23 protein-coding genes and 1 pseudogene are annotated in these 22,247 nt (G+C 59.1%); 14 read left to right on the plus strand and 10 right to left on the minus strand.

Going from position 1 to position 22,247, the window contains the following annotated elements:
* The first annotated feature begins 37 nt into the window (after positions 1-37).
* On the plus strand, positions 38-376 hold the full coding sequence (gene grxD / locus HX807_RS08505; RefSeq protein ID WP_003208710.1) for a Grx4 family monothiol glutaredoxin: 339 nt from the start codon (positions 38-40) through the stop codon (positions 374-376).
* A gap of 78 nt (positions 377-454) precedes the next feature.
* On the opposite strand, the gene bfr is transcribed toward grxD, so the two are convergent.
* Both bfr and HX807_RS08515 read right to left on the minus strand, forming a co-directional pair.
* Positions 455-925, minus strand: coding sequence for a bacterioferritin (gene bfr, locus HX807_RS08510; RefSeq protein WP_008433502.1), 471 nt, complete (start codon positions 923-925; stop codon positions 455-457).
* A 200-nt stretch (positions 926-1,125) separates the two neighbouring features.
* On the minus strand, positions 1,126-1,344 hold the full coding sequence (locus tag HX807_RS08515; RefSeq protein WP_003208706.1) for a bacterioferritin-associated ferredoxin: 219 nt from the start codon (positions 1,342-1,344) through the stop codon (positions 1,126-1,128).
* Positions 1,345-1,581: 237 nt separating this feature from the next.
* Between HX807_RS08515 and HX807_RS08520 the strand changes: the two genes are divergently transcribed.
* Entirely contained in the window at positions 1,582-2,184 is a 603-nt protein-coding gene (locus HX807_RS08520; RefSeq protein WP_003172097.1) for a peroxiredoxin, read from the plus strand.
* A gap of 64 nt (positions 2,185-2,248) precedes the next feature.
* On the opposite strand, the gene rnt is transcribed toward HX807_RS08520, so the two are convergent.
* The gene (gene rnt / locus HX807_RS08525; RefSeq protein WP_003208704.1) at positions 2,249-2,926 is read right to left on the minus strand and encodes a ribonuclease T; all 678 of its coding nucleotides are present in this window, start codon (positions 2,924-2,926) and stop codon (positions 2,249-2,251) included.
* Positions 2,923-3,969, minus strand: coding sequence for a dihydroorotase (gene pyrC, locus HX807_RS08530; protein WP_003208703.1), 1,047 nt, complete (start codon positions 3,967-3,969; stop codon positions 2,923-2,925). The genes rnt and pyrC overlap by 4 nt, the downstream gene beginning before the upstream one ends.
* 156 nt (positions 3,970-4,125) lie before the next feature.
* Between pyrC and HX807_RS08535 the strand changes: the two genes are divergently transcribed.
* The 3 genes from HX807_RS08535 to HX807_RS08545 all read left to right on the plus strand — a co-directional run bounded on the left by HX807_RS08535 (position 4,126) and on the right by HX807_RS08545 (position 7,671).
* On the plus strand, positions 4,126-5,034 hold the full coding sequence (locus tag HX807_RS08535; protein WP_087695280.1) for an OmpA family protein: 909 nt from the start codon (positions 4,126-4,128) through the stop codon (positions 5,032-5,034).
* A 129-nt stretch (positions 5,035-5,163) separates the two neighbouring features.
* Positions 5,164-6,381 (plus strand): argininosuccinate synthase, encoded by a 1,218-nt coding sequence (locus HX807_RS08540; RefSeq protein ID WP_003208700.1) that lies wholly within the window; start codon positions 5,164-5,166, stop codon positions 6,379-6,381.
* A gap of 657 nt (positions 6,382-7,038) precedes the next feature.
* A complete protein-coding gene (locus HX807_RS08545; protein ID WP_003208698.1) occupies positions 7,039-7,671 on the plus strand; it encodes a response regulator transcription factor in 633 nt (210 codons plus the stop codon).
* A 71-nt stretch (positions 7,672-7,742) separates the two neighbouring features.
* On the opposite strand, the gene HX807_RS08550 is transcribed toward HX807_RS08545, so the two are convergent.
* From HX807_RS08550 to metG, 4 genes and pseudogenes are all read right to left on the minus strand, one after another.
* A complete protein-coding gene (locus HX807_RS08550) occupies positions 7,743-7,928 on the minus strand; it encodes a PA3496 family putative envelope integrity protein (RefSeq protein WP_003208696.1) in 186 nt (61 codons plus the stop codon).
* Positions 7,929-8,035: 107 nt separating this feature from the next.
* Entirely contained in the window at positions 8,036-8,674 is a 639-nt protein-coding gene (gene nth / locus HX807_RS08555) for an endonuclease III (protein ID WP_010170146.1), read from the minus strand.
* 150 nt (positions 8,675-8,824) lie between these two features.
* Positions 8,825-9,646, minus strand: a pseudogene (gene rsxB / locus HX807_RS08560) (electron transport complex subunit RsxB); the annotation flags it as partial.
* Between the two features lie 121 nt (positions 9,647-9,767).
* Positions 9,768-11,819: a methionine--tRNA ligase gene (gene metG / locus HX807_RS08565; protein WP_003208690.1), complete on the minus strand. Its 2,052-nt coding sequence runs from the start codon at positions 11,817-11,819 to the stop codon at positions 9,768-9,770.
* A gap of 172 nt (positions 11,820-11,991) precedes the next feature.
* Between metG and apbC the strand changes: the two genes are divergently transcribed.
* The gene (gene apbC, locus HX807_RS08570) at positions 11,992-13,086 is read left to right on the plus strand and encodes an iron-sulfur cluster carrier protein ApbC (protein ID WP_102604890.1); all 1,095 of its coding nucleotides are present in this window, start codon (positions 11,992-11,994) and stop codon (positions 13,084-13,086) included.
* Positions 13,087-13,582: 496 nt separating this feature from the next.
* Here apbC and fdxA read toward each other — a convergent pair whose 3' ends face one another.
* A complete protein-coding gene (gene fdxA, locus HX807_RS08575) occupies positions 13,583-13,906 on the minus strand; it encodes a ferredoxin FdxA (RefSeq protein WP_177049752.1) in 324 nt (107 codons plus the stop codon).
* 142 nt (positions 13,907-14,048) lie between these two features.
* Entirely contained in the window at positions 14,049-16,640 is a 2,592-nt protein-coding gene (gene mutS, locus HX807_RS08580; RefSeq protein WP_008433521.1) for a DNA mismatch repair protein MutS, read from the minus strand.
* A 198-nt stretch (positions 16,641-16,838) separates the two neighbouring features.
* On the opposite strand from mutS, the gene HX807_RS08585 reads away from it, so the two are divergent.
* From HX807_RS08585 to HX807_RS08620, 8 genes are all read left to right on the plus strand, one after another.
* Positions 16,839-17,573, plus strand: coding sequence for an XRE family transcriptional regulator (locus tag HX807_RS08585; RefSeq protein ID WP_032899152.1), 735 nt, complete (start codon positions 16,839-16,841; stop codon positions 17,571-17,573).
* A gap of 610 nt (positions 17,574-18,183) precedes the next feature.
* Positions 18,184-18,522, plus strand: a complete 339-nt coding sequence (locus HX807_RS08590; protein WP_003208680.1) for a phage holin family protein — start codon at positions 18,184-18,186, stop codon at positions 18,520-18,522.
* Positions 18,523-18,544: 22 nt separating this feature from the next.
* Entirely contained in the window at positions 18,545-19,060 is a 516-nt protein-coding gene (locus HX807_RS08595) for a hypothetical protein (RefSeq protein WP_177049754.1), read from the plus strand.
* A 3-nt stretch (positions 19,061-19,063) separates the two neighbouring features.
* A complete protein-coding gene (locus HX807_RS08600; protein ID WP_177041848.1) occupies positions 19,064-19,672 on the plus strand; it encodes a phage baseplate assembly protein V in 609 nt (202 codons plus the stop codon).
* Between the two features lie 12 nt (positions 19,673-19,684).
* The gene (locus HX807_RS08605) at positions 19,685-20,017 is read left to right on the plus strand and encodes a phage baseplate protein (RefSeq protein ID WP_003208675.1); all 333 of its coding nucleotides are present in this window, start codon (positions 19,685-19,687) and stop codon (positions 20,015-20,017) included.
* On the plus strand, positions 20,014-21,009 hold the full coding sequence (locus HX807_RS08610; protein ID WP_102604886.1) for a baseplate J/gp47 family protein: 996 nt from the start codon (positions 20,014-20,016) through the stop codon (positions 21,007-21,009). Before HX807_RS08605 ends, HX807_RS08610 begins: the two co-directional genes overlap by 4 nt.
* Positions 21,006-21,644: a phage tail protein I gene (locus HX807_RS08615; RefSeq protein WP_003208671.1), complete on the plus strand. Its 639-nt coding sequence runs from the start codon at positions 21,006-21,008 to the stop codon at positions 21,642-21,644. The genes HX807_RS08610 and HX807_RS08615 overlap by 4 nt, the downstream gene beginning before the upstream one ends.
* Positions 21,641-22,183, plus strand: a complete 543-nt coding sequence (locus HX807_RS08620; RefSeq protein ID WP_102604884.1) for a hypothetical protein — start codon at positions 21,641-21,643, stop codon at positions 22,181-22,183. The genes HX807_RS08615 and HX807_RS08620 overlap by 4 nt, the downstream gene beginning before the upstream one ends.
* The last annotated feature ends 64 nt before the right edge of the window (positions 22,184-22,247 follow it).

Raw genomic sequence — 22,247 nt, forward strand, 5'->3', positions numbered from 1 at the left:
CGACCCATGAGTCGGAAAGTTCCAGCCGAGGTGTTCCATGGATATCATCGAAACGATCAAAGAGCAGATTGCCAACAACACTATTCTGCTTTACATGAAGGGCGCCCCTAACGCTCCCCAGTGTGGCTTCTCCGCAAAGGCTTCCCAGGCAATCATGCAATGTGGCGAGAAGTTCGCCTACGTGGATATCCTGCAGAACCCGGAAATCCGCGCCAACCTGCCGAAGTACGCCAACTGGCCAACCTTCCCGCAGCTGTGGGTTGCCGGTGAGCTGGTCGGCGGTAGCGACATCATCACCGAAATGGCGGCTGATGGTTCGTTGCAGGCACTGATCAAAGACGCAGCGGCCAAAGCAGCTGCGAAGACCGAAGCCTGATTTGTTTTAGGCCGCGGCAATAAAAAGCCCCGCTTCTCGAAAGAGAGCGGGGCTTTTTAGTGGCCGGGAATTGAAGGGTTATTCACCCATCTGCGATTGCAGGTAATTCTCGATAGTCACTTTGTCGATCAGGCCGATTTGGGTTTCCAGCCAGTCGATGTGTTCTTCCTGGTCTTCAAGGATATCTTCCAGCAGTTCACGGCTGCCGAAGTCGCCCTTGGATTCGCAATGAGCAATGGCGGCCTTCAGGTCGGTGTGGCTCTTGCGCTCGAAGTTCAGGTCGCAGTTGATCATTTCCTGGGTGTGCTCGCCGATGTTCAGCTTGCCCAGGTCCTGCACGTTCGGCAGGCCTTCCAGGAACAGGATGCGTTTGATCAGCGCGTCAGCGTCCTTCATGGCCTTGATGGATTCTTTGTATTCACGCTTGCCCAGCTTTTCCAGGCCCCAATCGTCATACATGCGCGCATGCAGGAAGTACTGATTGATCGCGACCAGTTCATTGGCAAGGATTTTGTTGAGTTGCTGGATGACTGTGATGTCGCCTTTCATGATTGGGGTCCTGCCCTGTATTCGCTGTATATAAGGCGGAGTTTGAGCTGCGCATTTACTACTGTCAAACCTAAGTTATTGAATAATAAATGAAAATTAATCGGAATAAGAATGTTTTTGTTCCGCGTCTTGGCGCTAACTGTTTGAATTTCGGGCATAAAAAAACCGGACACTAAGTCCGGTTCTTTAAAACACGCTGATTAAGCGTGTGTAAATTCTGCTGAGTAGGGGATCGCAGCCTGGGCAGTTTGCAGCTGCGTCAGGGTTTCCCGTACCACTTGCTTGGCGAGGCAGGCGCATTTGCCGCATTGGCTGGCAACGCCGGTGGTTTCACGTACTTCCTTGTAGCTGCAGCAACCTTCGTAGATTGCTTCGCGGATTTGTCCGTCGGTGACGCCAGTGCAAAGGCAGACATACATAAGGGAGAACCATCGCGGTTTAAGGCTTAAGTGCGACGGATCTTAATGTTAACGAGAATGATTGTCAAAGTAGTTTCTCAAGCCTTGGTGTTTGCACGCGGCTTCACTGACGAACGGCTTTTTTCCGGTATGATGGTCGGTCTTCACGAAGCGTGATCACGTCACAGGCCTGTCGTTTAGCTGCGGCACACTGGGACGGATCCTTTTACTTCAGTCACCACCATCAGGAGATACCCAATGAGCGTACTCGTCGGCAAACAAGCCCCGGATTTCGACGTACCCGCCGTCCTCGGCAATGGCGAAATCGTAGACAGCTTCAAACTGTCTGAAGCCATCAAAGGCAAATACGGCCTGGTGTTCTTCTACCCGCTGGACTTCACCTTCGTCTGCCCATCGGAGCTGATCGCCCTGGATCACCGCATGGACGATTTCAAGGCGCGTAATGTTGAAGTGGTTGCCGTTTCCATCGACTCCCATTTCACCCACAACGCCTGGCGCAACACCGCCATCAATGATGGCGGCATCGGCAAAGTCAAATACACCATGGCTGCCGACATGAAGCACGACATCGCCAAGGCCTACGACGTTGAGTCCGAAGGCGGCGTGGCTTTCCGTGGCGCGTTCCTGATCGACGACAAGGGCGTTGTGCGCTCGCAGATCATCAACGACCTGCCGCTGGGCCGTAACATGGAAGAGCTGATCCGTCTGGTCGACGCCCTGCAATTCCACGAAGAGCACGGCGAAGTCTGCCCTGCCAACTGGAAAAAAGGCGACAAGGGCATGAACGCTTCACCAGAAGGCGTTGCGGCTTACCTGACCGAGAACGCTGGCAAGCTGTAAGCCACGTTCGAAGCAAAAAAAACCGGCCTGAGAGGGCCGGTTTTTTTATGCGCGGGATTTGGCTTCAGTCGCCGAAGTCTTCCCAGCCGCCCATCTGTTTCCAACGGTTGACGATGCCGCAGAACAGCTCGGCGGTCTTCTCGGTGTCGTAGCGGGCCGAGTGGGCCTCACGACCGTCGAAGTCGATACCGGCAGCCTGGCAGGCCTTCGCCAGCACGGTCTGGCCATAGGCCAAACCGGCCAGGGTCGCAGTGTCGAAGCTGGAGAACGGGTGAAACGGGTTGCGCTTCATGTCCAGGCGCGCCACGGCGGCATTGAGGAAGCCCAGGTCGAAGCTGCTGTTGTGGCCCACCAGGATCGCGCGTTTGCAGCCATTGGCCTTCAGGGCCTTGCGTACGCCACGGAAGATGTCGGTCAGCGCCGCTTCTTCACTGACGGCCATGCGCAGTGGGTGATCAAGCTTGATCCCGGTGAATTCCAGGGCCGCCGCTTCGATGTTGGCGCCTTCGAACGGCTCGACGCGGAAGAAGTGGGTGTGTTCCGGGAACACGAAACCCTGTTCATCCATGCCGATGGTCGTGGCGGCGATTTCCAGCAGCGCGTCAGTGGCGCAATTGAAGCCGCCGGTTTCTACGTCGATGACAACCGGCAGGTAGCCACGGAAACGCTCGGCCATCGGGTGACGGGAACCGCCACCACCGCCGCCGTGTTCCTGGTCGTCGTCGTAATGGTCTTCACTCACGGGTGTTCCTCCAGCAGGCGCCAGCGCAGTGTTTCACCGGCGCGCAGCGGGATAACGGTCAGCTCGCCAAACGGCAGGCTGGTGGGGGCGGTCCAGTCTTCACGGACCAGGGTAATGCGGTCGGTATTCGCCGGCAGGCCATAGAAACGCGGGCCGTTGAGGCTGGCGAACCCTTCAAGCTTGTCCAGGGCGTTGCGTTGTTCGAACGCTTCGGCATACAACTCGATCGCCGCATAGGCGGTGTAACACCCGGCACAACCACACGCGGCTTCCTTGGCGTGTTGGGCGTGAGGTGCAGAGTCGGTACCGAGGAAAAATTTCTCGCTGCCACTGGTGGCGGCATCGAGCAGCGCTACCTGGTGCGTGTTGCGCTTGAGAATCGGCAGGCAATAGAAGTGCGGCCGAATCCCGCCCACCAGCATGTGGTTGCGGTTGTACAGCAGGTGATGCGCGGTGATGGTCGCGCCGACGTTGGCCGAAGCCTCGGTGACGAACTGCACGGCATCGGCGGTGGTGATGTGCTCGAACACCACCTTGAGGGTTGGGAACAGCTCGACAACTCGGCGCATGTGCTCGTCGATGAAGATCTTTTCACGATCGAACACATCGACATCGCCACGGGTGACTTCACCGTGGATCAGCAACGGCATGCCCACTTCGGCCATGGCTTCGATGGCCGGCAGGATCTTGTCGATACTGGTGACGCCGGAATCGGAGTTGGTGGTCGCGCCGGCCGGGTACAGCTTGGCGGCGTGCACGAAACCACTGGCCTTGGCCTGGCGGATTTCTTCGGGCTGGGTGCGGTCGGTCAGGTACAGCACCATCAACGGTTCGAAGCGGCTGCCGGCCGGTCGTGCAGCGAGAATGCGCTGGCGATAGGCGTCGGCTTCCGCGGCGTTACGCACCGGAGGTACCAGGTTAGGCATGATGATGGCGCGGCCAAACGTGCGCGCTACATCGGCCACGGTTTGGGGCAACGCAGCACCATCGCGAAGATGAATATGCCAGTCGTCGGGACGCAGCAGGGTCAGGCGGTCGGACATTGGGGATTCCAGGCGGGTCAATCTGGTGGGAATGCTACCGGAAAAGACTCTTGCAGGCACTCGCTATCAAGTTTTGCAGGATGCGACCGATATCCCTGGGTATGCCTTAACGATGTATGACGCCTTGATGTGTTGTAGAAACCAGTGGAGCCTCCCGTGCGCCAGCATTATCTAGCCCTGCTCAGTGTGTTCGCCAGCCTGCCCGCGATGGCCCTCACGTTCCAGACACGTCTGGAGAATATTGAGTGGAAAGTGGAGGGCGATAAATTCGAGTGCCGCTTGACCCAGCCGATCACCGATTTCGGCTCGGGCGAGTTCGTGCGCCGGGCCGGCGAGCAGGCGACGTTTCGCCTGAAAGCCTTTAACGGCTCGTTGGGTGCCGGTTCCGCAACCCTGTTGGCGGCGGCTGCGCCGTGGCAGCCGGGGCGTGGCGATATCAACCTGGGGGCGGTGCGTGTCGGCAGTGGCGATGTGCTGTTCAACAGCTCCCAGGCCCAGGCCGGGCGTTTGTTTACCGGCCTGCTCGAAGGGCGCAGCCCGACGGTGCGCCACTATAGCCGCGACGGCGGTTACTCCGAGATCCGCCTGCTGCCGGCGAAATTCAGCAAGGCCTACAACGACTACCAACTCTGCACCACCAAGCTGCTGCCGATGAATTTCGAGCAGGTCAAACAGACCGAGGTGGGTTTCCCGGGTGGCGGCATCGAACTGGACGCGGCGGCCAGGAAAAAGCTCTCGGTGATTCTCGAATTCATGAAAGCCGACCCGACGGTTAACCACGTCGAGTTGAATGGCCACTCCGACAACAGCGGCAATCGCCTGACCAATCGCGACGTTTCGCGGCGTCGTGCATTGGCGGTAATGGACTACTTCAAGGCCAATGGCATCCAGGAATCGCAGATTACCCTGCGCTTTCATGGCGAAAGCTATCCGCTGGCGCCGAACACCAACGCGGCCAACCGGGCGAAAAACCGCCGGGTGAATATTCAGCTCGAACGGGTGGCAGCCCCCGAGAAACCGGCGCCCCAGGCCAAGGCGCCAGGCAACGCTGCCGCCACCTCATAAGGTGCGGCGTTTCGTCGCCCGCTCGACATAATCTGTCGCTTTATCTTCATTTGCTGTCGCGCCTCTGTAATTTCACGGTTTTGGTCGGTAGAATCGACGCCTTTCCGTACAACCCCGTGGAGTGATGGCATGGCCGACGTAAACAAGGTCGTTCTCGCGTATTCCGGCGGCCTGGACACTTCGGTGATCCTCAAGTGGCTGCAGGATACTTATAACTGTGAAGTGGTGACCTTCACCGCTGACCTGGGTCAGGGCGAAGAGGTCGAACCTGCACGTGCCAAGGCGCAAGCCATGGGCGTGAAAGAGATCTACATTGACGACCTGCGCGAAGAGTTCGTCCGCGATTTCGTTTTCCCGATGTTTCGCGCCAACACTGTCTACGAAGGCGAGTACCTGCTGGGTACTTCCATCGCACGTCCGCTGATCGCCAAGCGCCTGATCGAAATCGCCAACGAAACCGGCGCCGACGCCATTTCCCATGGCGCCACCGGCAAGGGCAACGACCAGGTGCGTTTCGAACTGGGCGCCTACGCCTTGAAGCCAGGCGTAAAAGTGATTGCTCCGTGGCGTGAATGGGACCTGTTGTCCCGTGAAAAGCTGATGGACTACGCTGAAAAGCACGCGATCCCGATCGAGCGTCACGGCAAGAAGAAGTCCCCGTACTCGATGGACGCCAACTTGCTGCACATCTCCTATGAAGGCGGCGTGCTGGAAGACACCTGGACCGAGCACGAAGAAGACATGTGGAAATGGACCGTCTCCCCGGAGAACGCTCCTGACAAGGCCCAGTACCTGGAACTGACCTACCGCAACGGCGACATCGTCGCGCTGGACGGCGTCGAAATGACCCCGGCCACCGTACTGGCGACCCTGAACCGTATCGGTGGCGAACACGGTATCGGCCGCCTCGACATCGTCGAGAACCGTTACGTGGGCATGAAGTCCCGTGGTTGCTACGAAACCCCGGGCGGCACCATCATGCTGCGCGCTCACCGCGCCATTGAGTCCATCACCCTGGACCGTGAAGTGGCTCACCTCAAAGACGAGTTGATGCCCAAGTACGCCAGCCTGATCTACACCGGCTACTGGTGGAGCCCGGAGCGTCTGATGCTGCAACAGATGATCGACGCTTCCCAGGTCCACGTGAACGGCGTTGTGCGCCTGAAGCTGTACAAGGGCAACGTGATCGTGACCGGTCGCAAGTCCGATGAGTCGTTGTTCGACGCCAACATCGCCACTTTTGAAGAAGATGGCGGCGCCTACAACCAGGCAGACGCGGCAGGCTTCATCAAGCTGAACGCGTTGCGCATGCGCATTGCGGCCAACAAAGGTCGCAAGTTGTTCTGAGTGTTGTAAGTTGCAATGAAAAATGGCCCCTCAAGGGGCCATTTTTTTTTGGTTGAAAATACATCCGGAATCATCGGGCGCGCGCCTGTGTTTATTGTTCGCTTCGAAAAAGTTCAGGTACTCCAGGAGATGATCTGGAGTGTTTATATTTTTACGGGGGCAATGTTTATTAATTTCGATCGATAAGTGATGCATTGTTGAAAGTGAGATTTTTTCTTGTAGGCAGGAACTATGTACTACAGAAAATTCACTCAGAAATGTACCGCGAATATGTCAGATGCTGACATGCCTGTAGGATTTATGGAGCGTTAGTAATTATGTCGAATGGAACTTTTAAAAACCCGGTTTCCCTCCGGGTTCACAGGTCTTCTGACAGCGCACAAGGGGCATTTCCTGAAACTTGTGTACGGCGCGTTTACCCGGGCCCGCGTAATCCTGGGAATTTTCACTCAAAATATGTTTGTGCTCGGAAAGTTCTGAAAGCCCCAACAAAACTGAATAGCTCCGATCTGGCGTTTTTTTGTAGGTTAAATCCTATGTCTTTGTGGGTTAGGTCTCTGCTTGCTGTTGCTTGGGGGGGAGCGCTATGCCAAGCGAGAAACGACTAGGCTATTGTGCTTACTCTTAATAATTCGAACAGCGAAATTGGACTTGCCCATGAATAAAGTGCTGATCGTGGATGATCATCCCGTCATTCGTCTTGCTGTGCGTATGCTAATGGAACGTCATAGTTATGAGGTCGTTGCCGAGACCGATAACGGTGTCGATGCCTTGCAACTTGCGCGCGAGCATATGCCGGACATTGTCATACTGGATATTGGAATTCCCAAACTCGATGGCCTGGAAGTTATATGCCGGCTGTCATCAACCAAACAGGCACATCCCTTCAAGGTGCTGGTGCTGACGTCCCAGGCGCCCGGGCATTTCTCGATGCGGTGCATGCAGGCGGGTGCTGCCGGCTACGTGTGCAAGCAACAGGATCTCACCGAGCTGTTGAGCGCGGTCAAGGCGGTGCTGTGCGGGTACAGCTACTTCCCCAACCAGGCGTTGAACTCGGTGCGCTCCACAATGGGTAACGCCAGCGAAGCGGACATGGTCGAGCGCCTGTCCGGACGGGAGATGATGGTGTTGCAGCAGTTGGCCCGCGGCAAGACCAACAAGGAGATCGCCGATGGCATGTTCCTGAGCAACAAGACTGTAAGCACCTACAAGACCCGCTTGCTGCTCAAGCTCAACGCCCGCTCGCTGGTGGACTTGATCGAGCTGGCCCAGCGAAACGGCCTGGTGTAGGCCGGCCTCACATTTACATCCAGTCAGAAAAAAGCCTCCGCAAGGGAGGCTTCTGTTTATCGTTGGATCGATTAGAGATCGAAGTCGTAATCGGCCAACTGTTTTTGCAAGCGCCGCTCTTCCAGCAGGTTGTCGATGGTGCGGCGTTTGCTCAAATTGGTCTTGGCCACCTCTACCGGTGCTTCTGCTGCATCATCGTCGGATTCAGCGCCAACAACGTCGTCTTCTACATCCAGTTGTTCTTTGCCAGTGCTCATAAGGTTAACTCCAGGCTAAGACTGCCGTTGGCGCTCCTTATAACGATAATCTCGGGCCTGGTAAAAAAGATTTTTTCAATCGACTCATCGATAAAAGCAATGATGGCTCAATCGTCGGAAGTCTTTTCCTTGTATTCGCACAGGTCTTCGATGCGGCAGCTGCCACAGCGCGGCTTGCGGGCCTGGCAGACATAGCGTCCGTGAAGGATCAACCAGTGATGCGAGTCCAGCAGGTACGGCTTGGGCACGAACTTCATCAGCTGTTTTTCCACTTCCACCACATTTTTTCCGCGGGCAATACCGGTTCGGTTGCTGACCCGAAAGATGTGCGTGTCCACCGCCATGGTCAATTGGCGAAATGCCGTATTGAGCACCACATTGGCGGTTTTTCGGCCAACACCCGGAAGGGCTTCCAGGGCTTCGCGCGTTTGCGGCACTTCGCTGCCGTGCAGTTCCACCAGCAGCCGGCATGTCTCGATGACATTCTTCGCCTTGCTGTTGTACAGGCCGATGGTCTTGATGTATTCGGACAAGCCCTCAACCCCCAGCGCGTAGATCGCCTCCGGGGTGTTCGCCACCGGATACAACTTGGCGGTGGCCTTGTTGACGCCGACGTCTGTGGACTGGGCCGAGAGAATCACGGCGATCAGCAACTCGAACGGCGAGGAGTAGGCCAGTTCGGTTTTCGGTTCCGGGTTGTCTTCGTGAAGCCGGCGGAAAATTTCCAGGCGTTTTGCGGCGTTCATGGGGCGAGCGGTTCCTTGCGGACAGTCAGTGTGGTTACGAAAAACGGGCCCAATAACCCAAGCAGGATAAACGCGGCGTGCACCGGCAGTACACGCTTCATCACGTGGGGCCGGTGCTCAAGGGGTTCAGGTGCGGGCATCAGCCACCACCAGTGCTGCAAGCGCCTGCTCTGCCGTTTCGAAGTGCTGTTGCAGAATGATCAACTGCGACTGCTGTTCAAAGGTCGGCGGGTGGCCGAAAGCTTTCAGGGATTTGTGCAATTGGGCGCGGCTCATGGCCAGGTTGATCTTGGCCTTCTTCAAGGCGGCGTCCATGGCCGCGGCTTTTTGTGCACGAACCCGCTCAATGGCCGCCTGGACCGGGTTGACCGTGGCCGCAGCTACCGGGGCGGCGCGCTTGGTGCGTGCCAGGCGTTCGGCGAGTTTCTGTTCCTCCTCGCGTTGCAGCCGCGCGTTGCGCTGTTCAAACCGCCGCCGGGCCCGATCGCGTTTGAGGCTGCGTGCCTGGCGCTCATGATCACTGGAGGCCAGCCCGCCGACAATCGGCACCACCGTGGTCAACGGGCGCATTTCGATGCAATCAACCGGGCAAGGTGCCACACACAGGTCGCAGCCCGTGCACTCGTCGATAATCACCGTATGCATCAATTTGGCAGCACCGACGATAGCGTCCACCGGGCAAGCCTGGATGCATTTGGTACAGCCGATGCACTCCGCTTCACGGATAAACGCGATCTGCGCGGGCGCCTCGCCTCGGGACGTGTCCAGTTCCAGCACCGGGAGCTTCAGCAGTTGCGCCAGGCCGGCAATGGTTTCCTGGCCGCCCGGTGGGCACTTGTTGATCGCCTCGCCCTGGGCAATGCCTTCTGCGTAGGGCTTGCAGCCAGGATGCCCACATTTGCCACACTGGGTTTGCGGCAGCAGGGCGTCGATACGTTGAATCAGGCTCATGGTTTGATCATTGCGTTGGAACCCGGAAAAGCCACAGCCAACAACGGGCCGACAGCAAACAGAATCCGATTATCCGGCAAGCGAGGAGGGGGTACTAGCTGAAACCGCCCCATGGCCGAGACCATGAGGCAGTTAGCCATTGTTACTTGATGCGCTGACCCGGCTTGGCGCCGCTGTCCGGGCTCAACAGGTAGATCTCTTCACCGCCAGGGCCGGCCGCCATCACCATGCCTTCGGAGATACCGAACTTCATTTTCCGCGGCTTGAGGTTGGCGATCATCATGGTCAGGCGACCATCGAGCTTGGATGGGTCCGGATAGGCGCTCTTGATCCCCGAGAACACGTTGCGTTGTTCATCACCGATGTCCAGGGTCAGGCGCAGCAGCTTGTCGGCGCCTTCCACGGCTTCGGCCTTGAGGATCAGGGCCACCCGCAAGTCCACCGCAGCGAAGGCGTCGAAGTCGATTTCCGGCGACAACGGATCTTTCGCCAGTTCGCCATTGCCCGCAGGTGCAGCGTCGCCGGTATCGGTCTTGCTGGCCTCGAGGTCTTCTTTCGATGCGTCGGTCATGGCCTGCACTTTTACCGGGTCGATACGGGTCATCAGCGGCTTGAACTCATTCAACTGATGGTTGCCGAGCAGTGTCGCATGGTCATTCCAGGTCAGCGGCGGCACATTCAGGAACGCCTCGGCGTCGGCTGCCAGCAATGGCAACACCGGCTTGAGGAAGATCACCAACTGACGGAACAGGTTGACGCCCGTGGCGCAGATCGCCTGGACTTCAGCCTGCTTGCCTTCCTGCTTGTTCAGCGACCACGGCGCCTTGTCGGCGATCCAGGCGTTGGCGCGGTCGGCCAGGCCCATGATTTCGCGCATGGCCCGGGCAAAGTCGCGAGCTTCATAGGCATCGGCGATGCTCGGCGCGGCGGCCAGGAATGCATCGGTCAACTCAGGTGCGGCATTTTCAGCCACCAGCACCCCGGCGTTGCCCTTGTGGATAAACCCGGCGCAACGGCTGGCGATGTTGACGACCTTGCCCACCAGGTCCGAGTTGACCTTCTGTACGAAGTCTTCCAGGTTCAGGTCCAGGTCGTCGACACCACGGCCCAGCTTGGAGGCGTAGTAGTAGCGCAGGTATTCCGGCGACAGGTGGTCCAGGTAGGTGCGCGCCTTGATAAAGGTGCCACGGGACTTGGACATCTTCTGGCCGTTGACCGTCAGGTAACCGTGCACGGCAATGCCGGTTGGCTTGCGATAGCCCGAACCTTCAAGCATTGCAGGCCAGAACAGCGCGTGGAAGTTGACGATGTCCTTGCCGATGAAGTGGTACAGCTCGGCCGTGGAGTCCTTGTTCCAGAACGCGTCGAAGTCCAGCTCCGGCGTGCGGTCGCACAGGTTCTTGAAGCTGGCCATGTAGCCGATCGGCGCGTCCAGCCACACGTAGAAGTACTTGCCTGGCTCGCCCGGGATCTCAAAGCCGAAGTACGGCGCATCGCGGGAGATGTCCCACTGTTGCAGGCCGGCGTCCAGCCATTCGGCGATCTTGTTCGCCACGGCGTCCTGCAGGGTGCCGCTGCGGGTCCAGGTTTGCAGCATCTGCTGGAAATCCGGGAGCTTGAAGAAGAAGTGCTGGGAATCCTTGAGTACCGGGGTGGCGCCGGAGATGGCCGACTTCGGATCCTTCAGGTCGGTGGGCGCGTAAGTGGCGCCGCATTTCTCGCAGTTGTCGCCGTACTGGTCCTCAGTGCCGCATTTCGGGCAGGTGCCCTTGATGAAGCGGTCGGCCAGGAACATTTTCTTTTCCGGGTCGAAATACTGGGTGATCGAACGCGTGGCAATGTGCCCGGCGTCCTTGAGGCGCAGGTAGATCTGGCTCGACAGCTCGCGGTTTTCGTCGGAATGGGTCGAGTGGAAGTTATCGAAATCCACCAGGAACTCGGCAAAGTCGGCGCTGTGTTCAGCCTGGACGTTGGCGATCAGTTGTTCCGGGGTGATCCCTTCCTTCTCGGCGCGCAACATGATGGCCGAACCGTGGGCGTCGTCCGCGCAGACATAAATGCATTGATTGCCGCGATGCTTCTGGAAGCGCACCCACATATCGGTCTGGATGTACTCAAGCATATGGCCAAGGTGGATGGAACCATTGGCATAGGGCAGGGCGCTGGTGACGAGGATCTTGCGTGGCTCGGACATGGGGCTCGGCTACTTGATGAAACGGAGGTCGGCCACTATAAAGCGCCGGGAAATTTATTTCACCCCGTGCGGCTGTTTCCGGATTTTCCCGCAGGCCGAAAGCGTGCCGCTGGGGCGCTGGAACGGTTAGGATAGCCGCCTGTTTTAGTCAGTCTTTTTTCGGGAGTAGCCCATGAGCGCCGTCAATCGCGCAGCGGTGGAAGCCGTTCTTCGCCAGTACACCGACCCCTACCTGAACCAGGACCCGGTCAGCGCCGGGTGCGTACGCGCCATCGACGTGCAGGGTGACAAGGTTTCGGTCCAGCTTGAGCTGGGCTACGCCGCAGGCCTGTTCAAGAGCGGCTGGGCGCAGATGCTGCAAATGGCCATCGAAGGCCTGGACGGCGTCAGCGCGGCCAGGATCGACATCCAGTGCGTGATCGCCCCGCACAAGGCCCAGGCGCAGATTCCGGGCCTGGCCAACGTCAAGAACGTGGTGGCCGTGGCTTCCGGCAAGGGCGGCGTGGGCAAATCCACCACGGCCGCCAACCTGGCCCTGGCCCTGGCCCGGGAAGGCGCGCGGGTCGGGATTCTCGACGCCGACATCTATGGCCCGAGCCAGGGCGTGATGTTTGGCATCCCGGAAGGCACCCGGCCGAAGATCAAGGACCAGAAATGGTTCGTGCCGATCGAGTCCCATGGCGTGGAAGTCATGTCCATGGCCTTCCTGACCGACGACAACACACCGATGGTCTGGCGCGGCCCGATGGTATCCGGTGCGTTGCTGCAACTGGTCACGCAGACCGACTGGGGCAACCTGGACTACCTGGTGATCGATATGCCGCCCGGCACCGGCGATATCCAGCTGACCCTGGCGCAGAAAGTGCCGGTGGCCGGCGCGGTGATCGTCACCACACCGCAGGACCTCGCGCTGCTGGATGCCCGCAAGGGTGTGGAGATGTTCCGCAAGGTCAACATCCCGGTGCTGGGCGTCGTGGAAAACATGGCGGTGCACATCTGCTCCAACTGCGGCCACGCCGAGCATCTGTTCGGTGAAGGCGGCGGCGAGAAGCTCGCGACCCAGTACGGCGTGGAACTGCTGGCGTCGTTGCCGCTGTCCATGGGGATTCGTGAGCAGGCTGATGGCGGCAAGCCGACGGTGGTTGCCGAGCCCGATGGCCAGATTGCCATGGTCTACCAGGAGCTGGCGCGCCACGTAGGCGCGCGAATCGTCCTGCAGGAAGCAGAGGCCCAGGCAATGCCGACGATTACTGTCAGCGACGACTGATCCACCGGATGGGAAAAAAGCCTCGACCTTGTCGGGGCTTTTTCTTGCCTGGTGAACAGCAACGAGGCGTTTTTTACTCTTTTACGTAATTGCTGGTGTAAGCATTCACTTACTTTTTCGTAAGCGTTTGGATTTTTTCATCGGCGGGGGCGTCTTGAATTGATTGCCTATATTTCTATCTAGTTGAAATATAAGGATTATTTATTCGCGTTTGAGCGCTTAAATCGAAAATCCGGCGGGTTGGATCCCGTTGAACTTCCCCGTGAACTCTCTAAGATCAGTCCTGTGTCCACGGATTGACACAGTCATCAAGGAACGATGATTCAGGGAACCTCGCAGGATGCGATTCATCAGGAAGATGAAAAGGAACACAGGGACTAGGGAAAAAATGTGGGCGGGTCATACCGCCCCTTTTTTTTGCCTGTAGAAAAGTGAAACCCGCCCCGCAGAAATGCAAAAAGGCCCGCAAGGGGCCTTTTGGAGGGCATCGACGCTATCAGCGTTCGAGGTCGGCAATCTTGCCTTTTTTGCCATCCCAGTCTGCCGCATCCGGCATCGGGTCTTTGCGCTCAGTGATATTCGGCCAGATTTCCGCCAGCTCAACGTTCAACTGAATAAATTCCTGCATCTCTGCCGGGACTTCGTCCTCGGAGAAAATAGCGACGGCCGGGCATTCTGGTTCACACAGGGCGCAGTCAATGCACTCGTCCGGGTGGATGACCAGGAAATTCGGGCCTTCGTAGAAGCAGTCCACCGGACACACTTCTACGCAGTCGGTGTACTTGCACTTGATGCAGTTGTCGGTGACGACGAAGGTCATTTCTAATTTTCTCCTCAGGCGGCGGCAGCGAAACCCTTTGTGGCAGGGCTCGCGAGGTTCGGGAGCGATAGTCTGCAGGCCAGGCTAAAAGCCCGCAGCATCCCAAACCGCGCGAGAGTCTACCAGCTTGCAAGCGTCTGCGTTATATCCGAGTCTTCAGTGCATATAACATTTCGAGCGCTTTTCGCGGCGTCACGTCATCCAGGTCAAGCTTAGCCAACTCATCCAGTACCGGATGAGGCAGGCTGGCGAACATGTCGCTCTGGTGCGGCGCGCTGGGTTTGTTGCTGGCCTTGGCCGGGCTGGCCACGGGAATCTCATGGGGCAGCGCGGTTTCTTCCAGGCGGCTCAGGTGCTCGCGAGCACGGGTAATCACCTCGGCCGGCACCCCCGCCAGTTGCGCCACGGCCAGGCCGTAACTCTGGCTTGCCGGGCCGGGCAGCACGTGGTGCAGGAACACGATGCGCTCGTTGTGCTCGGTGGCATTGAGGTGCACGTTGGCTACCAACGGCTCGTTTTCCGGCAGCACGGTCAGTTCGAAGTAGTGCGTCGCGAACAGCGTATATGCCCGCAGGTGCGCCAAACGCTCGGCCGCCGCCCACGCCAGGGACAGCCCGTCGAAGGTGCTGGTGCCGCGGCCCACTTCGTCCATCAGCACCAGGCTGCGTTCGGTGGCGTTGTGCAGGATGTTGGCGGTTTCGCTCATTTCCACCATAAAGGTCGAACGGCCGCCGGCCAGGTCATCGCTGGAACCGATCCGGGTGAAGATGCGGTCCACCAGTGACAATTCGCAGCTTGCCGCCGGCACGAAGCTGCCGATATGCGCCAGCAGCACGATCAACGCGGTCTGACGCATGTAGGTGGATTTACCGCCCATGTTCGGACCGGTGATCACCAGCATGCGGGTGTCGTCGTCCAGCGACAGGTCGTTGGCGACGAACGGCGTGGTCAACACCTGCTCCACCACCGGGTGGCGACCTTGCACGATGCGCATGCACGGCTCGCTGACAAAGCGCGGGCAGTTCAGGTCAAGGTTCAGGGCACGCTCGGCCAGGTTGCTCAGTACATCCAGCTCGGCCAGGGCGGCGGCGGTGTCCTGCAACGGCGCAAGCTTGTCGATCAGGCTTTCGAGCAAGGCTTCGTAGAGCATTTTCTCCCGGGCCAGGGCGCGGCTTTTGGCCGACAGCGCCTTGTCTTCGAATTCTTTAAGCTCCGGAGTGATAAAGCGCTCGGCACCCTTGAGGGTCTGGCGGCGCTGGTAATCGATCGGCGCCTGCTCGGCCTGCTTGCTTGGCAACTCGATAAAGTAGCCGTGCACGCGGTTGTAGCCGACTTTCAGGTTGGCCAGGCCGGTGCGGGCTTTTTCACGGGCTTCCAGGTCAATCAGGAACTGCCCGGCGTTCTCGCTCAGGGATTGCAGCTCATCCAGCTCGGTGTCGTAACCGGTCTTCAACACGCCACCGTCACGGATGATCGCGGGCGGGTTGTCGATGATGGCTTTTTCCAGCAGCGCCGCCAGCTCCGGGTAGGTGCCGGTGGTGACTGCCAGCTGCTGCAGGTGCGGTGCTTCCAGTTCGGTCATCGCCGCTTGCAGTTGCGGCAGGGCGCCGAGGGCATCGCGCAGGCGTGCCAGGTCGCGGGGCCGCGCGTTACGCAGGCCGATCCGCGCCAGGATCCGCTCGATATCGCCGATTTCCTTGAGCTGCGGTTGCAGCTTTTCAAAGCGGTAGCGGTCGAGCAGGCAGGTAATAGAGGTCTGGCGGGCTTGCAGCACGGTCAAATCCCGCAGCGGGCGGTTCAACCAGCGGGTGAGCAAGCGGCTGCCCATGGCGGTCTGGCAACGGTCGACCACCGATTGCAGGGTGTTGTCGCGCCCGCCGGCGAGGTTGGTGTCCAGTTCCAGGTTGCGACGGCTGGCGCCATCCAGCACCACGGTGTCGTCCAGGCGTTCATGACGCAGGCTGCGCAAATGCGGCAGGGCAGTGCGCTGGGTTTCCTTGGCATAGCTGAGCAGGCAACCGGCGGCGCCGATGGCCAGGGTCAGGGTTTCGCAACCGAAGCCCTTGAGGTCTTGCACGGAGAATTGCTGGCACAGGCTTTTCAGCGCCGAATCACGCTCGAAATCCCACGGCGCACGACGCTTGGTCCCACGGCGACGTTCCGCCGGCAGGTCCTTTGGCCAGTCGTCCGGGATCATCAACTCCACCGGGTTGACGCGCTCAAGCTCCGCCAGCAGATTCTCCCAGCCCTTGATCTCCAGCACCGTGAAGTTGCCACTGGTGATATCCAGGACTGCCAGGCCGAACAGGCGTTCGTCCCCCAGTACTGCCGCGATCAGGTTGTCGCGACGCTCATCCAGCAGCGCCTCATCACTCACCGTACCCGGCGTAATGATACGCACCACCTGGCGTTCCACCGGGCCCTTGCTGGTGGCCGGGTCGCCGATCTGCTCACAGATCACCACCGACTCGCCCAGCTTCACCAGCTTGACCAGGTAACCTTCCAACGAATGATATGGAATCCCGCACATCGGAATTGACTGCCCGGCCGACTGCCCGCGCGCGGTCAGGGTGATGTCCAGCAACTTGGCCGCCTTCTTCGCGTCTTCATAGAAGATCTCGTAGAAGTCGCCCATGCGGTAGAACATCAACTGATCAGGGTGCTGGTTTTTCAGGCGCCAGTACTGCTGCATCATCGGGGTGTGGGAGGACAGATCGGAAGTGTTTTTACTCATTGGATAGTTGGCAAATTCGTTGAAAGTGATGGGGCAAAGGGGGCGCTTGGCCCAGCATTTTTTGCAATGGGCGCAAGGTTAACACGCGCGGTCCGGGCTTCGCAGTGCACAAACGGTCAGGTCAAATTCGCTGCTCCATGCATTAAATATGCAAATTAGCATTTGCCAAGCATCAAAACTGCCTGCACTATCCGCGTTATGCAAAAACGCAACGTTTCTATCGTCTTAAGAGAGCTGCTGGACCGCGACCGGATCTCCCCCACGGAGCTTCACCGGCGTACCGGCGTGCCTCAATCCACACTGTCCCGGATCCTCAGCGGCAAGATCGTGGATCCGTCGGACAAGCACATCTCGCGCATCGCCGATTATTTTCAGGTCAGCACCGATCAGCTGCGCGGGCGCGCAGGGCTGGTGCCGGTGCGGTCGGACGAGCGTGACCCGATGCATTCGGAACTCAAGGACATAAGCCTGTGGGACGACGAAACACCCGTTAATGATGACGAGGTGTCGATCCCCTTTCTGCGCGAGGTTGAATTGGCTGCTGGATCAGGAAGATTCGTCATCGAGGAAAGCGAGAAGGCCAGCCTGCGGTTCGGCAAGCGCAGCCTGCGGCATAACGGTGTGCAGTTCGACCAGGCCAAGTGCGTGACGGTGCGCGGCAACAGTATGTTGCCGGTGCTGCGCGACGGCGCCACCGTAGGTGTCAATGCGGGCAAATGCGGGATTGGTGACATCGTCGATGGCGATCTTTACGCCATCAATCACAACGGCCAGCTACGGGTGAAACAGCTCTATCGCCTGCCTTCCGGGATTCGCCTGCGTAGCTTCAACCGCGATGAACATCCGGACGAGGACTACAGCTTCCAGGAAATCCAGGATGAACAGATCAGCATCCTTGGTCACGTTTTCTGGTGGGGCATGTACGCCCGCTAACCCTTCTGTGTAAGACAAAGCCCGCCAGTGAGCGGGCTTTTTTTCGTCTGCGTAAAACCACCAAACCCTTTGCCTGCGGGGCTATAAATGCACCTGTGCATTTATTGCGCAAAAATAAATGCATTTGTGCATTGACTGTATATGCATACATGCATATTCTTCATCTCAAGCCAGCCAAGAAGGCCTGGTGGAGGCGGCAAGGATGCTGCCAAGGAAGACAAGGACGTTACGCAACACCGGCAAGGACGCCATCGAAGCGATGGCAAGGATGCCAGGCAATACCGGCAAGGATGCCGACGCTCTTTAGTTTCAAACCGCTTCAAGAACAGGCAGCGATGAACCGGCCTTAACGGTTCAGAGGGTTGGCAACTGGCCCGGGTGTGCAGCGTAAAGCACCAGAAGCAGTTATCCGGCAGACAGGGATCGTGGTCGGAAAAACATTGAGGAAAGAACCGTACCGCGCCAGTAGCGCCGAAAGTTCGAGGACATCATTACTGAAAAGCCCGGGCAGCCGGGCTTTTTGGAATGCCTACCTAGAGAACCCATTCAAATTGAAACAAACACCTACAACCGGCGACCTGCCGGTATCACTCATTCCAGGAGGCGTGACATGACAAACGAGCAGCAAGCGTTGGCGGAAATGCCTATCTGGCTGGTCATCGTATTGGCGGTGATTGGCGGGGTTTCCGGAGAAATGTGGCGCGCCGACAAGGAAGGCGCCCGCGGTTGGTCGCTTATGCGGCGCCTGGCCCTGCGTTCGGGGGCCTGCATGGTGTGCGGGGTATCAGCCCTGATGCTGTGCTACGCCGCCGGCATGTCGATCTGGACGGCCGGCGCCATTGGGTGCCTGACCGCCATGGCCGGCGCCGACGTGGCCATCGGCCTTTATGAACGCTGGGCGGCCAAGCGCATCGGCGTCAACGAAGGCCCTGGCCGGGACCCGCAGTAACCGTTGCAAGGACGCTACTTAAATGACACTTATCGAAAAACCCTCCCAATTGCCCCAGGCCATCAGCGAGGCACTGCGCAGGGCGTTTCCGGAACTTAAGGTCGGCACTCATCAGGACTTTCAGGGCGGCGCGAACGACACCGGCGTGTTGATCACGGTCGAAGGCAATGGGCCGGGCCTTCGCTCCCGCGAGGGGCGCAAGGCCCATGCCCTGGGGATTTCACTCAAGGCCATGGTGGCCCCGGGTGCCTTGCCCTTTGATGCCTGCGACCTGGCCAGCCAACTGATGGACCTGGTGCTGGATAACCGCTGGAACCTGCCGCAGGCGCAGTGCGACCTGCCGACCAGCATTGTCGCTGCGCCTTCAATACGCACCAGCGCAGAGACGGACTACGACACCTGGACCGTCACCTTCACCCAAACCCTCTATATCGGGCCGCCGTTGCTCAACGATCCCACAGGCAAGCCGCTTTTTGCCTGCACCTGGGACGTGTCGAACATCGACGACCCCGACCAATACAAGCCGCTGGCGGAGTAGCCCATGTTCGACGCGCTGTTACGCATGCAGCTGGGGCCGATCGTGGAGCGCCTGGCGGAAATGGAAAGCCAGCTCGAAGACCTGTATCGACGCGCCGAAAGTTTCTGCCGCATCGGCGTGTGCCAGGAGGTCGACGCCGCCAGCAATACCTGCAAGGTCAGCCACGGCGAACTGCTCACCCCGGCGATCCGCTTTTTCAACCCCAGCGCCGGAGCGCAGACGGAAACCCGCATCCCGTCAGTAGGCGAGCAATGCTTGCTGCTCAACTACGGCGCCGGGGAGGGCGGGGCGCAATCGGTGGCCTTGTTCGGCTTGAACAGCGACCGCTTTCCACCGGTCTCCAGCGCTTCGACACTGACCCGGCGCCGCCATCAGGACGGTACCCAGAGCGACTACGACGACGCCAGCCATACCTTCAACTGGGTCAATGGCCCCACCACGTTCACAGGTTCCCGCGAACAGGTCGACATCAAGGTCGGCGCCGCCAGCCTCACGATGAGCGCCCAGGGCATCACGCTGCAAGTCGGCGGCACCAGCCTGTTGCTGGACGCCGGCGGCGCGCACTTCAGCGGCCCGGTGGTGGACCACCAGGGTCGAGTCATCAGCCCCTGACAAGGACATCCCATGATCGGAATCGATAGAAACACCGGGGCGGCGGTCGATGACTGGCTGCAATTTGTGCAGCGCGCTACCCGAGCGCTGACCACGCCCTTGGGCACTCGCCAGAAGCGCCCGCTGTACGGCTCGATGATCCCGCAGCTGCTCGGGCAAAACCTCGGCGATGACCTGCTGATTCTCGCCCAGAGCCATGCCGCCCAGGCGTTCTACAACCCGCAGAACGGCATCGCCGACTTCGAGCCGCAAGTCATCGTCGCCAACCGCCAGGGCGCCGGCCTGTTGCTGCGCTTCGCCGGCACCTGGAAAAACCGCAAGCAATCCTTCGAGGTGGTGACATGAGCATGCTGATACCCGGCCAGAACCAGCTGGCTGAGCCAGCGATCATTGCCGTCGATGAGTTCGAACCGTTGCTGGCGGAGTTCAAGGCGTTTGTCGTTGATTACGTCGCTACTCGTGCACCAGAAAATGCCGCCAAGCTGAAGGTCAGCCTGGAGAACGAGAGCGAGTTGCTGACGTTGGCGCTGGAAGCTTTTTGCGTTCGCCTGCAAACCCACGAGCGCAAATACAACGCCCGCATCAAGCAGATGCTGGCGTGGTGGGCTACCGGCAGCAACCTCGATGCGCGCCTGGCGGACATGGGCCTTGAGCGCCAGGTGCTCGACCCTGGTGACCCGGCGGCTTTCCCGCCGGTACCGCCAACATTGGAGAGCGACGATGACGCCCGGTTGCGTTATTACCTCGCGCCTCACGCTCCGGCGGCGGGCTCGCGGATGCAGTATCGGCGGGAGGTTTTCACCCTCGGTGAGCGTCCATCGGTGAAAGTGCAAAGTGCTACGCCGGGTGTGGTGACGGTCACTTATACCTTCGACCCGGACGGCTACGCGGCACGGGTCAAGGATGGCAACGGCCGTCGAACCGCGCCCGGCGAAGTGATGGTCACGGTCCTGTCCCGAGACGGGGATGGTACACCTTCTGCGGATCTACTCGACGGTGTACGCCGGCATTTCGCCCGGCCTGACGTGCGACCGGAAACGGATCTCGTCACGGTGCAGGGGGCGCAGATCCTGCGCTACAAAATTCGGGTGGTGGCCAAGATCAACGCCGGTCCGGATTCCGGATTGACCCAGGTAGCCGCGCAGCGACTGCTGCAAACCTACGCCGAGTCTTGTCATCGCCTGGAAGGGCGGGTGGACCCGAGCTGGATCGACTACGCCATACACTCGGCAGGCGCTGCGCAACTGCAGATCCTTGAGCCGCTGGAGCCGATCGTCACCACGGCGTTTCAGGCTCCGTATTGCACGGGTGTCGAGGTGGAGGTGCACACGTTATGAGTGAGCCAAAAGGCAGTTTGCTGCCCGCCAACAGTTCGCCGTTGGAGAAGGCGCTGGACCTGGGTTTCGGGCAATTGCTCGATCGGGTCACTCCGCCATTCCCGGCCTTGATGAACCCGCTGCAGACGCCGGCTGAATTCCTTCCCTACCTGGCCGCTGATCGCGGCGTCAGTGAATGGGACGCCGCTGCCAGCGAGTCGGAGAAGCGCCTCACCGTGGCCTTGTCCTGGCAAATCCAGCGTCAGGCCGGTACGCCCAAGGCGCTGAGCTACGCCGTCGAATCCCTGGGATTCACCCCCAATATCAGTGCCTGGTATCAACAGCGGCCAACCGGCCTGCCTTACACCTTTGATGTGCAGGCAATCATCGGTCGCAGTTGGTCCAGTGGCGATCACAACCGTTTGATCCGCCGCATCAACGCGGCCAAGAGCGAGCGGGACCTGGCCACCATCACCATCGTGCACGAGACGGTGGGTGGGCTGGCGCTGAGCGGTGTTGCTCATGCTGCACTTTGCGACAGCGAGCTTTCTCTCATGGGGGCGCTGCCTGAACTCGTGCTTGGCGCCCGACTTCACAGCACCGGGGTCGCCCGGTACTACACCATTAACGATTACGACCTCAGGGCGCAGCCATGACAGAAGACATTACGCGCCTGGTGCGCTTCACCTCCAAGGGTTTGGGTGAAGTGTTGCAGGCAAAGAACCAGGGTTTGAAAGGTGAAATTACCCATATTGGCGCAGGGACTGGCCGTTACAACCCCGACGGCAGTGAAGTTGCTTTGCGGGATGAACGCCAGCGAGTCGCAATTGCCGATTACGAAGACCTCGGTAATCAACAACTCAGAATGGCCGCGCTGTTTGATGGCGAGGCTGAGTATGAGATTGGAGAGTTTGGGTTTTACCTGGCTAGCGGGACCTTGCTGGCAGTTTATTCTGTTGCCGGGAAATTACTCACCTACAAGGCGGCCGCGGCCCGTGTGTTGCAGAAGTTTACGCTGGACATGACGCCACTGCCGGTCGATAGCGTGACGGTAGTAGTGGGCATGGAAAATCTTAATATTTTAATTGCAGAGGAACTGGCTGCAGTGGCGACAGCCAATATCGACAATATGGCTCGCCATCTGGGGGTTTTGTTTCGTGTGATGAAATTGGAAGATACTCGAGTTGTAATTTAGACAGTGGGCTGGCCTATTTAGTTATGGTTGTTTGCCGGTACTAAGTGGCCTGAGAATGGCAAAG

Source organism: Pseudomonas sp. D8002 (assembly GCF_013385695.1).
Lineage (GTDB): Bacteria > Pseudomonadota > Gammaproteobacteria > Pseudomonadales > Pseudomonadaceae > Aquipseudomonas.

Excerpts from the sequence above, each read along its gene's own strand:
- mutS (WP_008433521.1), bottom strand. The coding sequence starts at position 16,640 with ATGAGTAAAAACACTTCCGATCTGTCCTCCCACACCCCGATGATGCAG.
- HX807_RS08590 (WP_003208680.1), top strand. The coding sequence starts at position 18,184 with ATGACAAACGAGCAGCAAGCGTTGGCGGAAATGCCTATCTGGCTGGTC.
- HX807_RS08515 (WP_003208706.1), bottom strand. The coding sequence starts at position 1,344 with ATGTATGTCTGCCTTTGCACTGGCGTCACCGACGGACAAATCCGCGAA.
- HX807_RS08610 (WP_102604886.1), top strand. The coding sequence starts at position 20,014 with ATGAGCATGCTGATACCCGGCCAGAACCAGCTGGCTGAGCCAGCGATC.
- bfr (WP_008433502.1), bottom strand. The coding sequence starts at position 925 with ATGAAAGGCGACATCACAGTCATCCAGCAACTCAACAAAATCCTTGCC.
- HX807_RS08600 (WP_177041848.1), top strand. The coding sequence starts at position 19,064 with ATGTTCGACGCGCTGTTACGCATGCAGCTGGGGCCGATCGTGGAGCGC.
- grxD (WP_003208710.1), top strand. The coding sequence starts at position 38 with ATGGATATCATCGAAACGATCAAAGAGCAGATTGCCAACAACACTATT.
- HX807_RS08605 (WP_003208675.1), top strand. The coding sequence starts at position 19,685 with ATGATCGGAATCGATAGAAACACCGGGGCGGCGGTCGATGACTGGCTG.
- HX807_RS08595 (WP_177049754.1), top strand. The coding sequence starts at position 18,545 with ATGACACTTATCGAAAAACCCTCCCAATTGCCCCAGGCCATCAGCGAG.
- HX807_RS08615 (WP_003208671.1), top strand. The coding sequence starts at position 21,006 with ATGAGTGAGCCAAAAGGCAGTTTGCTGCCCGCCAACAGTTCGCCGTTG.
- HX807_RS08540 (WP_003208700.1), top strand. The coding sequence starts at position 5,164 with ATGGCCGACGTAAACAAGGTCGTTCTCGCGTATTCCGGCGGCCTGGAC.
- HX807_RS08545 (WP_003208698.1), top strand. The coding sequence starts at position 7,039 with ATGAATAAAGTGCTGATCGTGGATGATCATCCCGTCATTCGTCTTGCT.
- nth (WP_010170146.1), bottom strand. The coding sequence starts at position 8,674 with ATGAACGCCGCAAAACGCCTGGAAATTTTCCGCCGGCTTCACGAAGAC.
- fdxA (WP_177049752.1), bottom strand. The coding sequence starts at position 13,906 with ATGACCTTCGTCGTCACCGACAACTGCATCAAGTGCAAGTACACCGAC.
- HX807_RS08620 (WP_102604884.1), top strand. The coding sequence starts at position 21,641 with ATGACAGAAGACATTACGCGCCTGGTGCGCTTCACCTCCAAGGGTTTG.
- metG (WP_003208690.1), bottom strand. The coding sequence starts at position 11,819 with ATGTCCGAGCCACGCAAGATCCTCGTCACCAGCGCCCTGCCCTATGCC.
- HX807_RS08585 (WP_032899152.1), top strand. The coding sequence starts at position 16,839 with ATGCAAAAACGCAACGTTTCTATCGTCTTAAGAGAGCTGCTGGACCGC.
- HX807_RS08520 (WP_003172097.1), top strand. The coding sequence starts at position 1,582 with ATGAGCGTACTCGTCGGCAAACAAGCCCCGGATTTCGACGTACCCGCC.
- apbC (WP_102604890.1), top strand. The coding sequence starts at position 11,992 with ATGAGCGCCGTCAATCGCGCAGCGGTGGAAGCCGTTCTTCGCCAGTAC.
- pyrC (WP_003208703.1), bottom strand. The coding sequence starts at position 3,969 with ATGTCCGACCGCCTGACCCTGCTGCGTCCCGACGACTGGCATATTCAT.
- HX807_RS08550 (WP_003208696.1), bottom strand. The coding sequence starts at position 7,928 with ATGAGCACTGGCAAAGAACAACTGGATGTAGAAGACGACGTTGTTGGC.